The following is a 14,398-nucleotide window of genomic DNA, read 5'->3' as shown; positions in this document are numbered from 1 at the left end:
CTAGCCACCGGTCATCGGCGGGAAGAACGCGATCTCGCGGGCGCCCGCGATCGCGGCGTCCGACTTGACGTGGGCATGGTCGATCGCGGCGCGGATCACCTTCGGCTTCTCGAACGCGTAGGCGTAGGCTTCGCTTTGGCCGGACAGCCAGGCGATCAGCTCTTCCACGGTGCGCACGGTCGCGGGCGGCTCGATCGTCTCCTCGGCCTTGCCGACGCGCTCGCGCACCCAGGCGAAGTATTTCACCTTCATCCCTCATCCTCCTTGATGAGGTGATGGATGCCGGCGCCGAAATAGTCGTAGCCGGTGTACATGGTGAGGATCGCCGAGGCCCAGAGCAGCGCCAGTCCGATCATCGAGACCATGGGCAGCACCTCATCGCCGGCCGGGCCAGCCAGCAGGAAGCCGATGGCGATGAGCTGAACCGTCGTCTTCCACTTCGCAAGCTTTGTCACGGGCACGCTGACGCGCAGCGCGGCAAGATATTCGCGCAGGCCCGAGACCAGGATCTCGCGGCACAGAATCACGATGGCGGCCCACAGCGACCAGCCGTGAATGATGCCGTCGGCGGCCAGCATCAGCAGGCACGAGGCGACCAGCAGCTTGTCGGCGATCGGATCGAGCATCCGGCCGAACGCCGATTGCTGATTCCAGATCCGCGCGTAATAGCCGTCGAGGTAGTCGGTGACCGCAGCCGCGATGAAAATGGCGACCGCGACCCAGCGCAGCCACAGCGGGCCGTCCATGATCGACTGTGCGTAGATGCACCCGACCACGACCGGGATCGCGGCGATCCGGCCGTAGGTCAGGATGTTCGGGAGGGACATCGCGCGGCTGGTCGTCCCTCGTGTCGTGGCGATGTTCATCCGTCCTACCAATACCGCTGCAGCCTGAAGGTCAACCGTTCCGCTCCCCAAATGGGGTGCGGGATGCGACGACCATATGACCGCGGCCCCCCTTTTATTTCACCCCGGCTGGGGATGGAAATACTCGAAAATCCTGCGAGCGCTCTCGGCGCTCACCCCCGGAACCTTGCCGAGGTCGCCGATCGAGGCCCGTTCGATCTCCTTCAGGGTTCCGAAATGATGCAGCAAGGCACGTTTGCGTGACGGACCGATGCCCGGAATCTCCTGCAAGCCGGCCTCGCGGATGTCCTTCTTGCGCAGCTTGCGGTGCGAACCGATGACGAAGCGGTGCGCCTCGTCCCGCAGCCGCTGGATGAAATAGAGCACGGGATCGCGCGGCTCCAGCTTGATCGCCTCGCGCTCCGGCATGAACAGGGTCTCGCGGCCGGCATCCCGGTCCGGCCCCTTGGCCACCGACATCAGCGCCACCTGGGTCAGGCCGAGATTTGCAAAGATTTCCCGGACCGCGTTGAGCTGGCCGCGGCCGCCGTCGATGATCACGAGATCGGGCCATTGCGGAAAGTCGTCGTCCTTGGTTTTGGCCGCGTTGTCCTCGGGTGGATTGATCAGGCGCTTGAAGCGGCGCTCAAGCACCTCGCGCATCATCCCGTAATCGTCGCCGGGCGTGAGCCCTTCCGACTTGATGTTGAACTTGCGGTACTGGTTTTTCACAAAACCGTCCGGGCCGGCGACGATCATGGCGCCGACCGCGTTGGTGCCCTGGATATGGCTGTTGTCGTAGACCTCGATCCGCTTCGGCGAATGCGTCAGGCTCAGGGTCGTGGCTATGGCGTCCAGCAGGCGGCTCTGCGTCGCGGTGTCCGCGAGCTTGCGCCCTAAGGCCTCGCGCGCGTTGGTGAGCGCGTGGGTGACGAGCTCCTTCTTCTCGCCGCGCTTCGGCGTGGAAACCTCGACCTTGCGGCCGGCCTTGATCGACAGCGCGTTGGCGAGCAGCTCGCTCTCCTCGATCTCGTGCGAGAGCAGGATATTCCTCGGCGGCGGCTTGTCGTCGTAGAACTGGGCGAGGAAGGAGCCGAGCACCTCTTCCGGCGTATACGTCTTCTCCGCGCGCGGGAAATAGGCGCGGTTGCCCCAGTTCTGCCCGGTGCGGAAGAAGAACACCTCGACGCAGGAGAAGCCGCCCTCCTGGTGGATGGCGAACACGTCGGCTTCTTCCACCGTGCGCGGATTGATGCCCTGCTGCGACTGGATCGCGGAAAGCGCGGCGAGGCGGTCGCGGTAGAGCGCGGCGCTTTCGAATTCGAGCTCGCCGGAGGCCTTCTCCATCTCGGCAGCAAGCTCCTGTTTCACCGCATGGCTCTTGCCGGACAGGAAGTCGCTCGCCTCGCGCACCAGGGTCGTGTAGCCGGGGAAGTCGATCTCGCGGGTGCAGGGGCCGGCGCAACGGCGGATCTGGTAGAGCAGGCAGGGCCGCGAGCGGCTCTCGAAGAAGGAATCCGTGCAGGAGCGGATCAGGAACGCGCGCTGAAGTGCGGTGATGGTGCGGTTGACGGCGCCGGCGGAGGCGAACGGGCCGAAATAGCGACCGGGCCGCGTCTGCGCGCCGCGATGCTTCAGGATCTGCGGCGCCCAATGGTCGCCCGTGATCAGGATGTAGGGAAACGACTTGTCGTCGCGCAGCTGCACGTTGAAGCGCGGCCGAAGCTGCTTGATGAGGTTGGCCTCCAGCAGCAGCGCTTCGGTCTCGGTGTGGGTCGAGATGATTTCCACGGTAACGGTGGCGGCGATCATGCGCAGGATGCGCGCCGGCTGCGGCGCACTCTGGCGTGCATAGTTCGACAGGCGCTTTTTGACGTTCTTGGCCTTGCCGACATAGAGCACGTCGGCATTCGCATTGAGCATGCGGTAGACGCCGGGCGAGGTGGGGGCGAGGCGGACCGCGCGTTCGATCGCCTCGTGGCCGGTTGCCAGCGGCTCTTCGCCGACCGTGCCGCTCTCTTCCAGGATCTCCGGCAGCCGTGCATCGTCCTCGTCGTCGCCGCTTGCGGTGGCGGGATCGAGGTCGGGCGGCGCCGCTTCCGTTTCCGGGGGCGGGGCGTCCGCGTTGCCGCGCACGGGTTTGCGCGCGCGTGCGTCGTCCGGATTGTCGGTGGAATCGTGAGCCATGGTGTGAATTTAGGCGCTGGGGGTGCCGATTTGAAGTTCCGGCCGTGCGGCACGCACAGGATCGCGACGCAGTTCCCGGTAACGCTTGCTTAAGCCTGTTAACAGCGCGGTAACCCGACTTAACAGGCCTTTAACTTAAAACTCTCGATAAATCTTACGCGAAATAGTGGTGGTTCCGTAACCATGCGGTTTTGCCTCGCGCGGCGGCGCGGGCATCGCACCGGTTGCGACAGTTGCGTTGGAGTGTGTGATGAAGAGGCTCGTTGTGGGCGCAGCCGCATTGGCTGCAGTCGGCTGGACGGCTTCGGCAGAGGCCGCCGATCTCAGTTACGGGCAGCGTGCGCCCTACACGGTCAATCAGCCGCTCAACGCCTATAGCTGGGCCGGTCCGTATCTCGGTGCCAATCTCGGCTACGAATGGGGCTCGGTGAACAACAATCCCGCCAAACCGTCAGGCTTCGTCGGCGGCGTTCAGGCCGGCTACAATTTCCAGAACGGCCCTTGGGTGTTCGGCGTCGAGGGCGACATCCAGGCCGCCGGTGCCGACGACACCTTCGCGCCGTGGAAGTTCTCCAATCCGTGGTTCGGCACCCTTCGCGGCCGCGCCGGCTACGCCTTCAGCAACGTGCTGTTCTACGGCACGGCGGGCCTCGCCTTCGGCGAGCTGCGCGCGCAGACGTTCGGCTGGACGGAGTCGCACACCACCGCCGGCTGGACCATCGGTGCCGGCGCGGAAGTTGGGTTCGCGCCGAACTGGAGCGCCAAGCTCGAATATCTCTATATCGATCTGTCGACGAGTCAGTTCGCGATTACAGGCGTGTCAAACGGCTATAGCGCCAGCGTTGTGCGCGCAGGCGTGAACTATCACTTCTGATACCCAAAGAAGAAAATACCGGACCACAGCCTCCCGGCCGCTCGCGGCCGGGATTTTTTTTACACCGGTGTTTTCGCGTCGGACTGGCTAGGAAAGGATGACCAAATCGACCGCCTTCGGCCCCTTGCCCTTTTTGTCCGGTTCGACTTCGAAAGTAATACGCTGTCCTTCGGCAAGGTCCTTCAGTCCGGCCCGCTCCACAGCAGTAATATGCACGAAGACGTCGCGGCCCCCGTCGTCCGGTTTAATGAATCCGTAGCCGCGCTCGCCGTTGAAAAACTTGACCGTTCCCGTCATGGCCATCGGGAAACTCCCCCTCATTGCTCCTCCGTCGTGACGCAGACGCGCGTCGCGACATGACCGGGCCTTGCGAAGCCCGGGAGCTGGCCATCCTTGGGCAGACCATTCGGTCCGACTGGATCTTTCTTAGGCCTTCACTCCGCCGCAACCATTCGCGGAAGCGGAACGTAAAGCCAGTCACGGAAACAGCATAATACGGTTCTCTGCAGATTGACTACCGCTGCTGCATCTTTTTCCCAAGAATGGCGGCGCTTTAGGGGTAAGGCTTTGGTACTTCCAATCGGAATCTGGCAGCGCCGCCCTGGCCGAGCGGCATTTCCAGCTCGGGAAGGATCGTCTTGAGTTCGCCGTGCAGCGTGTAAGGGGGATTGACGATCAAGAGCCCGCTGGAGGTGAGGGCTGCGCCGTCGGCTTGCGGCGCCACGCTGAATTCAAGGCGCAGGCATTTTCCCGGCGGCTTTGCGGCAGCTGCGAGCCGCGCCACTGATTGCACCAGCGTATCGGTGGCGCGTCGGCTCTTGGCGGGATACCAGATTACATAGATACCGGTCGGCCATTTCGCGAAAGCCGCCGAGAAGGCCTCGCTCAGCCTGTCGAACTCGTCCTTTGCCTCGAACGGTGGGTCGATCAGGACGAGCCCGCGCCGTTCCTTCGGCGGCACGAAGGCCGGCAGCGCCATCCAGCCGTCGAGATCGACCACGCGGGCCTGTTCATCGCGGCGCAGCACGCCGATCAGCGCCTTGCGCGCCTTCGGCTCGAGCTCGCAGACCACGAGGCGGTCCTGCGGCCTGAGCAGGCCGCGTGCGATCAGCGGCGAGCCCGGATAGGCCTTGAGCTCACCCTTCGGATTGAAGGCGCGGACGATGTCGAGATAGGGCTTGGTCAGCGCCATGGCATCGTTCGACAGCCGCGCCTGCATCAGCCGCGCAATGCCCGTCAGCCACTCGCCGCCGCGGCGCGCCTCGTCGCTTTCGAGATCGTAGAGGCCGGCGCCGGCATGGGTGTCGATGACGCGGAACGCGCCCGGCTTGTCCTGGAGATAGGTGATGATGCGCGTCAGCACGATGTGCTTGATGACATCGGCGAAGTTGCCGGCATGGAAGGCGTGGCGGTAATTCATGCAAGAGCACTACGCCACGTGACGGCTTGAGCAAAGAGGCACGACGCCTGGGCTACCCACCCCTGATCGGCGGCATCGTCACCTGGTCGCGGCGGCAGGCGCGGCGGTCGATCTCCTCGCAGGCGCGGAATTGCAGGTCCTTGCTGAGGCAGATACGGATTTCGGACAGCCGCGTCCGGTTGCAGGTGATCGAGACGGCGGCATTGCTGAGGCCCGGATTGGCCTTGATGAAGGCTTCCTCCACCTCCGCCGGCGCCACGGTCTTGGCCTGCGACAGATCGAGATATTCGGCCGGAATCTTGATCGCGGCGCGCGCTTTGCGGATCGTCTCGAAATAGCTGCGGTCGGCGAGCCCCGAGCAGGTGCCGTGCTTGTCCCACTCGTTGAAGATCAGCCCCGGCGCCGGCATCAGATCGAGCATCGAGGAGACGATGCTGCGGTTCAGCCGCGGCGACGGCCGCTGGCAATATTCCGGAAAACCGTTCTCATATTGCGGCCACAGACCGTGCACCACGAAAGCGTAGGGCCGTCCGCTGCACTGGATCTGCGAGCGGCCGCCACGCTCCGCCGCCTCCTCGCAGAAGGAGGGCGACCACGACAGCGACAGCACATAAAAATCGAACTCGCCGGGCGCGTTCTGCCGCCTGTCCTGGGCCTTAGCGCCGCCGGCCAGTGCAGCCAGCCCGGCCGCAAGCGTCAGCGAGATCATCAGGCGGGAGAACGAATGCAATCTGGAATGAAACATGGCGACGCCCCTCAACTAGACTGTGCAGAAGAGCCTAGCAGGAGGCAAGAACATTTCAAGAACAAATTTCGGGCGACCGTCGTTCGACCGCCTGATCGGTCCGAATCAGGACTTCTTGAGTTAAGGCTTGAGCTAAGGCTTGGCGGCGCGGCAGGACGGGTTGTAGGCCCAGTTGCGGTCGAGCCCGACCACGCACCATTCGACGCCCTGGCCGTAGCCGGCGAAGCCGCCATCCTCGACGATCGAGAAATGCACCTTGCGCAGCTTGCCGTCGGTGAGCATGGCCTCGCCGGTGCAAAAGCGGCGCGGGATGTTGTCGGACGCCCAGGGCCGGAACGCGGTCTCGTGAACGGCGGTGAAGCCGGTGATCTTCAACGAGGAATTCCAGAACGAGCTTTCTTTCTCCCAGAACTGGCTGGCGATCGTCGGCAGCGCCCTGTCGCATTCGGAAACGTTGCCGTCATAGCGCGGCCCGCTCAGCCAGAAATTCAGCTCCAGCGGATTGGCGGCCCTGGCCTCACCGAGCGACAGCGCCCCGAACAGGAGGCCGAGCAAGGCGGCAAAGCGGAGCGATTTCAGGAAGGTCGAGGCGCGCATGGGTGATCCAGACAGCATGATCTGCGAGGGTCGGACGGTGCCGCGAAGGCCAGGGGAGGTCAAGTGCAGCGCGGCAACACTTGCCGACGAGTTGACCGCAATGCTGCGTTAGACAGGCCTTCCGTTCTTTCCACCGCCGCGCCGGCACCGTAAACTGCCGCCAACCAATCGGAGTGACGGGAATGCGAATCATTGCGGCCGCGGGCCTACTTGCCTTGGGTATGATGGCGAGCCAGTCGGCGCGCGCCGATCTCCTTCCGGTGCCTCCGTTCAAGGGCAACGACACTGGCGGCATCATCGCCTATTCGATGGCAACCCAGGTCGATGCGCGGCAGGTCGCGGTCGATCACTGCGCGCGCTACGGCAAGGTCGTCAAATTCCTGGCGGTGCAGGCCTATGAGGGCGGCTACATCTCGTTCTCCTGCCGCTGGGTGCCCTATGGCGCCGCCGACCAGCCGATCCGCACGCTGTACTGAGGCGCCTTTCGTAACGTCGCAATCTTTCAGCCGGGAGCTTCCCCCATGACGCGCAAACTCGCTTTGCTCGGCTCGGTCCTTGTTGTGGTGTCGGCAGGCGCTGCCCGTGCCGACGATCTGCCGGTGCGCAAGGCCGGCCTGTGGGAATTGAAGATGGTCAGGAGCGGCTCGGCGATGCCGGAAATGACCATGCAGCACTGCACCGACGAGACCGTCGACAAGGAGATGAACAACAACGTCTCCCCGATGGCCAAGCAGATCTGCGCCAAGCAGGACATCAAGAAGACCGCGACCGGCTATGTCAGCGATTCCGAGTGCAATGTCGCCGGCATCAGCACGACCTCGCATGCCGAGATATCAGGCGATTTCAATTCGGCCTATACGGTGAAGACGTCGTCGCACGCGCAAGGCGGCGCTGCCGGTGCGGCGGGGCGCGACACGACCATGCAGCTCGAAGCGAAATGGATGGGGGCCTGCAAGCCGGACCAGAAGCCCGGCGACATCGTGATGCCCGGCGGCTTCAAGATGAACGTGCGCGACGTGGACAAGCTGAAGGCGCTGTTGCCGAAGTAGGGTGGTCTTCCCCTCTCCCCTTGTGGGAGAGGGTGGCTCGCCGCAAAGCGGCGAGACGGGTGAGGGGTCTGTCTCTCCGACGAAAGACCTTCGACCTCAGCTTCTCTTTCCGCGGATAGAACCCCTCATCCGGCGCTTCGCGCCACCTTCTCCCACAAGGGGAGAAGGAAGATCGCACCTACACCGGAATCCGCACGCTCGCCCTTAATCCGCCCATCGGGCTATCGCCAAGCGTGATGTCGCCGCCATGCGAACGGGCGATGTCGCGGGCGATCGCGAGGCCAAGGCCCGTGCCGCCTTCGTCCTGGTTGCGGGCGTTGTCCAGCCGCAGGAACGGCTTGAACACCTCTTCGCGCAGATGGGCGGGAATGCCCGGCCCGTCGTCGTCGACCGTCACGGTCAAATAACGGTGATCGCGCTGGCCGGTAATGGCGATGCTCTTGCCGTAGCGTGCCGCGTTGGTGACCAGGTTGGCGAGGCAGCGCTTGAACGAAGCCGGCTTCACCGTCACCACCGGCAGTCCGTTGAATGCGACGGTTGCGGTGTGGCCGTGGCGTTCGGCATCGCTGCGCAGCTCCTCGAGCGCCTGCGCCATGTCGGTCGGCTGCGACTGCTCGCCGGAATCGCCGCGGGCAAACGCGAGGTAGTCCTCGAGCATCATCGACATCTCGTCGACGTCCTTGCGCATGCCCTCCATTTCGGGGCTGTCGCCGATCAGCGCCAGCTCGAGCTTGAACCGCGTCAGGATCGTGCGCAGATCGTGGCTGACGCCGGCGAGCATCGCGGTGCGCTGCTCCATCGTGCGCTCGATGCGCGATTTCATTTCAAGGAAGGCAATCGACGCGCGCCGCACCTCGCGCGCGCCGCGCGGGCGGAAATTCGGCGCCTCGCGGCCCTTGCCGAAACTTTCGGCGGCGTCGGCGAGTCGCAGGATCGGCTTGATCTGGTTGCGCAGGAATAGCACCGCGACGATCAACAGGATCGAGGACGTCCCCACCATCCAGAACAGGAAGATCTCCGAGTTCGAGGCATAGGCGGCGCTGCGTTGCGCGAACACGCGCATCACGGCGTCGTCGAGCTGGATCCGGATCTCGACGAGGTTGGAGCGGCCGACCGTGTCGATCCAGAAGGAGCGCCCGATCTGGCGGCCGAGCTGCACCGACAGCGTCTGGTCGAGCAGCGAGAAGAACGGCTTTGGTCCCGGCGGCGGCATGTCGCCGGCCGGGAGGAAATCGACGACGAGGCCGAGGCGCTGCTGCGCGATGCGGCGGATCTGGTCGCGATCCTTGTCCTGCGGATAGCCTTTGTAGACGTCGATCAGCGCGGCGATGTCCTGCACCACCGCGGCCGACAGGCGGCGTGTCACCGTGTTCCAGTGCCGCTCCATGAACACGAAGGCGACGACCGATTGCAGGATCACCATCGGCACGATCATGATCAGCAGCGCACGCGCATAAAGGCCGGTCGGCATCCAGCCCTTGAATGCGTTGCCCATCCAGCCATTGGCGGCGGAGACGCGGCCGGCGGCGCTCTTCAAAAGCGTCAGGCCGGTATCGATCGTGCTCATCGGTGGCGCTTCACTGCGTTATGGCGAGGCTACCAGCCGGTAGCCGATGCCGCGCACAGCCTGGAGGAACAGCGGATTGGCGGGATCGGTCTCGATCTTGCGCCGCAGGCGGTTGATCTGCACGTCGACGGCGCGCTCGTTGACGCTGCCATTGCCGGTCAGCGCGCTGCGCGGCACGGTCTCGCCCGGCGTTTCCGACAGGATCCGCAGCATCTCGCGCTCGCGGTCGGTGAGGTGAATGACGTCTTCGCCCTGGCGCAATTCGCCGCGGTCGAGGTGGTAGACGTATGGGCCAAACGCGATCTTCTCCACTGCAGCGGCCTGCGGCGGCGGCGCGGCGCGCTTGAGGATGTTGTTGATGCGCAGCGCGAGCTCGCGCGGCTCGAACGGCTTTGCGACGTAGTCGTCGGCACCGATCTGCAGGCCCTCGATGCGCGCTTCGGCCTCATGCCGCGCCGTCAGCATCACGATCGGCACCGAGGACGAGGTCCGGATGAAACGGGCGAGATCGAAGCCGGTCTCGCCGGGCATCATGACGTCCAGGATCAGGAGGTCGAAGTGCAGGCCCAAAAGCTTGGAACGGGCGTCGCTGGCGCTGGCGGCGGTCGAGACGCGATAGCCTTCGCCGGCAAGGAAGCGCGAGAGCAGATCGCGGATGCGGCGATCGTCATCGACCAGCAGGAGATGCGGGGCATCGTCGGCCGGGCGTGCCGGCGGGCGGGCGAGCGTGGCAGCGAGCGGCACGGTCACTCCTTGTTCTGATTGACGGTGGCAAAGATCGTCTCGAGCACCTTGTCCGGATCGTCGCGGTCGATCATCGCACGCAGGAAGCGCTTGACGGTCTCGGCATCCTGCGGCGCCATCTCGGCGAGCGCCTTGGTGATGCGCGTGGTCTGGAGGCCGGCGAGTTTCTGCACCAGCGCCTCGCCCTTCGGTGTCGCAAAGAGCAGGCGTTGGCGGCGATCATTGTCGCCGGTCTTCTGCACGATATAGCCCTCGTCCAGGAGCTGCTTGAGCACCCGGCCGAGCGATTGCTTGGTGATGCGCAGGACGTCGAGGAGGTCGGCGACCTTGAGGCCGGGATAACGATAGACGAAGTGCATGACGCGGTGATGGGCCCGGCCGAAGCCGAACGCCTCCAGCTCCTGGTCGGGATCGCCGACGAAATCGCGATAGGCGAAGAAAAGCAGTTCGATGATATCCCAGCGCAAATTGCCTCCGTCGTCTGCGGCCGGCCGAGGCTCGGCAGCGTCTTGAGAGGGAGTCGCGAAATTTATGTCAGGCATATTGACGTATCTTGGTTTCAATGTTACAAAACGATCAATCCGCACGAAATTTTAGATCGTTCCGTGCCGGGTGGCATCAAAGCAGGGCGGCCAGAGAGGGCCGGACAGGCGGCGACGGCCGGAGCAGATCTACCGTGCGATTGTCGAACGGCATTTCGGCAAAACATACTGGACTTCCGTCTTCCGCAAAAGCATGTCCTCGGTGACATGCTGGCCACGGAAACCGGCCGTAACAAGGCTGGCGGCGGTCCGGCCAGAAACCAATCGAGCCAGCCGGGCCCAAATCAGGGCAGGCGGGTGCCAGAACGGCGCCACCACCGGCAGCGGGAGGCAAGGACATGAGCATGAAATTCGACATCCAGCCCGCATCCAATCCGACCCCCGAGAAGGACCGCGTCGCCAAGCTGGTGGACCCCGGTTTCGGGCGGGTCTTCACCGACCACATGGCGGTGGTCCGCTACAACCAGGCCAAGGGCGGCTGGTACGAGGCGCGCGTCGAGGCCCGCGCCAATTTCCAGATCGATCCGGCCGGCGCCGTCCTGCACTACGCCCAGGAAATTTTTGAAGGCCTCAAGGCCTACAAGCGCGACGACGGCGGCGTGAACCTGTTCCGCCCCGACGCCAATGCGCGGCGCTTCAAGGACTCGGCCGACCGCATGGCGATGGCGCAGATCCCCGAAGACGTCTTCATCGAGGCCGTCGAGCAGGTCGTGCGCATCGACCGCGCCTGGATGCCGGGCGGCGAGGGCAGCCTTTACCTGCGCCCCTTCATGATCGCGAGCGAGACCTTCCTCGGCGTCAAGCCGTCGTCCGAATACATCTTCGCGGTGATCGCCTCGCCGGTCGGTTCCTACTTCAAGGGCGGCCCTGCGCCGGTCTCGATCTGGGTGTCCGAGAACTACACGCGCGCTGCCGTTGGCGGCACCGGCGCCGTCAAATGCGGCGGCAACTATGCCGCTAGCCTGCGCGCCCAGGCCGAGGCGATGCAGCACGGCTGCGATCAGGTCGTCTTCCTCGATGCGATCGAGCGCCGCTATGTCGAAGAGCTCGGCGGCATGAACGTGTTCTTCGTGTTCGACGACGGCTCCTTGTCGACGCCGCCGCTCGGCACCATCCTGCCCGGCATCACCCGCGATTCCATCATCGCGCTGGCCAAAGACGCCGGCAAGACCGTGCGCGAGGAGCCGTACTCGCTCGACCAATGGCGCAAGGATGCGGCAAGCGGCAAGCTGAAGGAAGCGTTTGCCTGCGGCACCGCCGCCGTGATCTCGCCCATCGGCACAGTGCGCTCGGTGAGCGGCGATTTCGAGATCAGCGGCGGCGCCGCCGGTCCCGTCGCCATGGGCCTGCGCAAGCAGCTCGTCGACATCCAGTACGGCCGCACCAACGATCCGCACAACTGGATCCGGAAGGTGATTTGATGTTTCTCCCTCTCCCCGCTTGCGGGGAGAGGGGCGCCATGAACGCCCCGCCACGATCCCGCGACAAAGCCCGGAGATATCAAGGCATCCGGACATCGCGATCATGGCACCCAAACTCTCCCAGCCCGTGAAATGGGCCGTTCTCGCCGCAATCACCGGCGTCACCGTGTTCGGCATTCTGACCATCGGCCCCAAGCCGGAGGTCTCGGCCGAGGGCGGCTCGCCCCAAGATCACTCCCCTATTGTCGACGTGCGCACCACCGATCCCGAAATGAACACCGCGATCGCGCGGGCCCGCGGCACGCTCCCCACCTTCTGGGCCTCCTACGAGGCGCCAAAACCGTCGGAAACCGGGCATGCCCTGAAAGTGCGCTTTTCCACCCGTAAAGGCGGCGAGCACATCTGGATGGCCGAGGTAAAGAAGTTGCCCAACGGGGGCTATTCCGGCCGCTTCGCCAACGAGCCGCGCGATCTGCCCGGCAAGCGGGCAGGCGACGAGGTCAAGTTCAGTGAAGCCGACATTTCGGACTGGATGTTCATGCGCAACGACAAGATCGTCGGTGGCGAGACCATCAAGCCGACGCTGAAGTCCCTGCCAAGGGCGGACGCGGATGCGCTCCGCGCGCGGATGGAGCAGCCGTAAGGCGTCGCGGTACGCTCTCTCACTCCCTCGCCCCGCTCTTGCGGGGAGAGGGTGGGGTGAGGGGCTGTCGCCGCGAATTCGAGAGACATGGGTCCGCGGAGAGTCCCCCTCACCCGGTCGCTTCGCGACCGACCTCTCCCCGCAAGCGGGGCGAGGTGAAGGGCACACTCCGGTTGCCGCATCCCGCGTCGGCTGGTAAATGCCGCGCATGGCCGAAAAACCCAAAAAACTGCAGAAACTGAAGGCGCGCCTGCCGCGCGGGCTCGAGGATCGCGATCCCGCCGCAATCCGGGCGACGCGCGAGATGGTCGAGAAGATCCGCGCCGTCTACGAGCTCTACGGGTTCGAGCCGGTGGAAACACCGGCGATGGAATACACCGACGCGCTCGGCAAGTTCCTGCCCGACCAGGACCGTCCGAACGAGGGCGTGTTCTCGTTCCAGGACGACGACGAGCAATGGATCTCGCTGCGCTACGATTTGACCGCGCCGCTTGCGCGCTATGTCGGCGAGCGATACGGGACCGACGGTCTGGTCCTGCCCTATCGTAGCTACCGCGTCGGCTATGTTTTCCGCAACGAAAAGCCCGGCCCCGGCCGCTTCCGCCAGTTCATGCAGTTCGACGCCGATACGGTCGGATCGGCGACGCCGGCGGCGGATGCCGAGATCTGCATGATGGCCGCGGATACGATGGAGGCGCTGGGCATTGCGCGCGGCTCGTATGTTGTGAAGGTGAACAACCGCAAGGTGCTCGACGGCGTTCTGGAAGCAATCGGACTCGGCGGCGAAGAGAATGCGGCACGCAGACTGACTGTGCTGCGCGCAATCGACAAGCTCGACAAGTTTCCCGCCGAGGAAGTGCGCAAACTGCTCGGTCCCGGAAGGTGGGATGGTGGCGAAGAAGGCAAGGGCGACTTCACGAAAGGCGCCAACCTGAGCGCGTCGGAGGCTGACGTTGTTCTCGCCATCACCAAACAGCGAGACGACTGGAAAGAGGCGATTGCCGCCGCAGAGGTCTACCTCGCCAAGAGCGAAGTTGGTCAGGCCGGCGTGAGCGAGCTGGAAGAGATTGCCAAACTGGTCACGGCGTCGGGCTACGGCGCAGACCGCATCCGTATCGACCCTTCCGTCGTGCGCGGCCTCGAATACTACACCGGCCCCGTCTACGAGGTCGAACTGCTGCTCGACACCAAGGACGAAAAAGGCCGTCCGGTGCGCTTCGGTTCGGTTGGCGGCGGTGGACGCTACGACGGCCTCGTCTCGCGCTTTCGCGGCGAGCCGGTGCCGGCGACCGGTTTCTCCATCGGCGTGTCGCGGCTTCAGGCCGCGCTGACGCTGCTTGGCAAGCTCGACACGAAGCCCGAGTTCGGCCCCGTCGTTGTCACCGTGTTCGACCGCGACCGCGTCGCCGACTACCAGAAGATGGTTGCAAGCCTGCGCAGCGCCGGCATTCGCGCCGAGCTCTATCTCGGCAATCCCAAGAACATGGGCAACCAGCTCAAATATGCCGACCGCCGTAACGCGCCCTGCGTCATCATCCAGGGCTCGGATGAAAAGGCGCGTGGCGAGGTGCAGATCAAGGATCTGATCGAGGGCGCGAAGGCGGCGGCTGCGATCGCTTCCAACCAGGAATGGCGCGAGAGCCGCCCGGCGCAGTTCTCGTGCAGCGAGGCCGACCTCGTCGCAAAAGTGCGCGAGGTGTTGGCGCGCCATGACGTGAGCTGGGGCTAGCTATTCGCTGACGTCGCCATGCCCGGGCTTGTCCC

16 protein-coding genes are annotated in these 14,398 nt (G+C 64.6%); 6 read left to right on the top strand and 10 right to left on the bottom strand.

Going from position 1 to position 14,398, the window contains the following annotated elements; all coding sequences use genetic code 11:
• The 3 genes from moaD to uvrC form a co-directional block, all read right to left on the bottom strand.
• The gene (gene moaD, locus JQ591_RS14490) at positions 1-252 is read right to left on the bottom strand and encodes a molybdopterin converting factor subunit 1 (protein ID WP_007596861.1); all 252 of its coding nucleotides are present in this window, start codon (positions 250-252) and stop codon (positions 1-3) included.
• Positions 249-866, bottom strand: coding sequence for a CDP-diacylglycerol--glycerol-3-phosphate 3-phosphatidyltransferase (gene pgsA, locus JQ591_RS14485; RefSeq protein WP_211396675.1), 618 nt, complete (start codon positions 864-866; stop codon positions 249-251). Before pgsA ends, moaD begins: the two co-directional genes overlap by 4 nt.
• Positions 867-965: 99 nt before the next feature.
• Positions 966-3,032, bottom strand: a complete 2,067-nt coding sequence (gene uvrC / locus JQ591_RS14480) for an excinuclease ABC subunit UvrC (protein WP_211396674.1) — start codon at positions 3,030-3,032, stop codon at positions 966-968.
• A 250-nt stretch (positions 3,033-3,282) separates the two neighbouring features.
• Between uvrC and JQ591_RS14475 the strand changes: the two genes are divergently transcribed.
• Positions 3,283-3,906 (top strand): outer membrane protein, encoded by a 624-nt coding sequence (locus JQ591_RS14475; protein ID WP_211396673.1) that lies wholly within the window; start codon positions 3,283-3,285, stop codon positions 3,904-3,906.
• 87 nt (positions 3,907-3,993) lie between these two features.
• On the opposite strand, the gene JQ591_RS14470 is transcribed toward JQ591_RS14475, so the two are convergent.
• The 4 genes from JQ591_RS14470 to JQ591_RS14455 all read right to left on the bottom strand — a co-directional run bounded on the left by JQ591_RS14470 (position 3,994) and on the right by JQ591_RS14455 (position 6,668).
• The gene (locus JQ591_RS14470) at positions 3,994-4,209 is read right to left on the bottom strand and encodes a cold-shock protein (RefSeq protein ID WP_092029496.1); all 216 of its coding nucleotides are present in this window, start codon (positions 4,207-4,209) and stop codon (positions 3,994-3,996) included.
• 250 nt (positions 4,210-4,459) lie between these two features.
• Complete coding sequence (locus tag JQ591_RS14465) at positions 4,460-5,326, bottom strand: 23S rRNA (adenine(2030)-N(6))-methyltransferase RlmJ (RefSeq protein ID WP_211396672.1); 867 nt, start codon at positions 5,324-5,326, stop codon at positions 4,460-4,462.
• A 52-nt stretch (positions 5,327-5,378) separates the two neighbouring features.
• On the bottom strand, positions 5,379-6,071 hold the full coding sequence (locus JQ591_RS14460) for a ribonuclease T2 family protein (RefSeq protein WP_211396671.1): 693 nt from the start codon (positions 6,069-6,071) through the stop codon (positions 5,379-5,381).
• Positions 6,072-6,203: 132 nt separating this feature from the next.
• Positions 6,204-6,668: a hypothetical protein gene (locus tag JQ591_RS14455; RefSeq protein WP_211396670.1), complete on the bottom strand. Its 465-nt coding sequence runs from the start codon at positions 6,666-6,668 to the stop codon at positions 6,204-6,206.
• Between the two features lie 182 nt (positions 6,669-6,850).
• Between JQ591_RS14455 and JQ591_RS14450 the strand changes: the two genes are divergently transcribed.
• Together JQ591_RS14450 and JQ591_RS14445 are read left to right on the top strand one after the other, a co-directional pair.
• A complete protein-coding gene (locus JQ591_RS14450) occupies positions 6,851-7,144 on the top strand; it encodes a hypothetical protein (protein WP_211396669.1) in 294 nt (97 codons plus the stop codon).
• Positions 7,145-7,189: 45 nt separating this feature from the next.
• Positions 7,190-7,717: a DUF3617 domain-containing protein gene (locus tag JQ591_RS14445; RefSeq protein ID WP_211396668.1), complete on the top strand. Its 528-nt coding sequence runs from the start codon at positions 7,190-7,192 to the stop codon at positions 7,715-7,717.
• A 178-nt stretch (positions 7,718-7,895) separates the two neighbouring features.
• On the opposite strand, the gene JQ591_RS14440 is transcribed toward JQ591_RS14445, so the two are convergent.
• The 3 genes from JQ591_RS14440 to JQ591_RS14430 are packed head-to-tail and all read right to left on the bottom strand — an operon-like array spanning position 7,896 to position 10,570.
• Positions 7,896-9,284 (bottom strand): ATP-binding protein, encoded by a 1,389-nt coding sequence (locus JQ591_RS14440; protein WP_211396667.1) that lies wholly within the window; start codon positions 9,282-9,284, stop codon positions 7,896-7,898.
• 18 nt (positions 9,285-9,302) lie between these two features.
• Entirely contained in the window at positions 9,303-10,034 is a 732-nt protein-coding gene (locus tag JQ591_RS14435; RefSeq protein WP_211396666.1) for a response regulator, read from the bottom strand.
• A complete protein-coding gene (locus JQ591_RS14430) occupies positions 10,031-10,570 on the bottom strand; it encodes a MarR family winged helix-turn-helix transcriptional regulator (RefSeq protein ID WP_211396665.1) in 540 nt (179 codons plus the stop codon). Before JQ591_RS14430 ends, JQ591_RS14435 begins: the two co-directional genes overlap by 4 nt.
• Positions 10,571-10,908: 338 nt before the next feature.
• On the opposite strand from JQ591_RS14430, the gene JQ591_RS14425 reads away from it, so the two are divergent.
• The 3 genes from JQ591_RS14425 to hisS all read left to right on the top strand — a co-directional run bounded on the left by JQ591_RS14425 (position 10,909) and on the right by hisS (position 14,363).
• The gene (locus JQ591_RS14425; protein ID WP_211396664.1) at positions 10,909-11,991 is read left to right on the top strand and encodes a branched-chain amino acid aminotransferase; all 1,083 of its coding nucleotides are present in this window, start codon (positions 10,909-10,911) and stop codon (positions 11,989-11,991) included.
• 103 nt (positions 11,992-12,094) lie between these two features.
• Entirely contained in the window at positions 12,095-12,634 is a 540-nt protein-coding gene (locus JQ591_RS14420; protein WP_211396663.1) for a YegJ family protein, read from the top strand.
• 208 nt (positions 12,635-12,842) lie between these two features.
• A complete protein-coding gene (gene hisS, locus JQ591_RS14415; RefSeq protein ID WP_211396662.1) occupies positions 12,843-14,363 on the top strand; it encodes a histidine--tRNA ligase in 1,521 nt (506 codons plus the stop codon).
• Positions 14,364-14,398 lie beyond the last annotated feature (35 nt).

The sequence above is a fragment of the Bradyrhizobium canariense genome (assembly GCF_018130465.1).
GTDB classification, from domain to species: Bacteria; Pseudomonadota; Alphaproteobacteria; order Rhizobiales; family Xanthobacteraceae; genus Bradyrhizobium; species Bradyrhizobium canariense_C.
The sequence above is the reverse complement of the archived record's forward strand: the minus strand, read 5'-3'. Positions and strand labels throughout refer to the sequence as shown.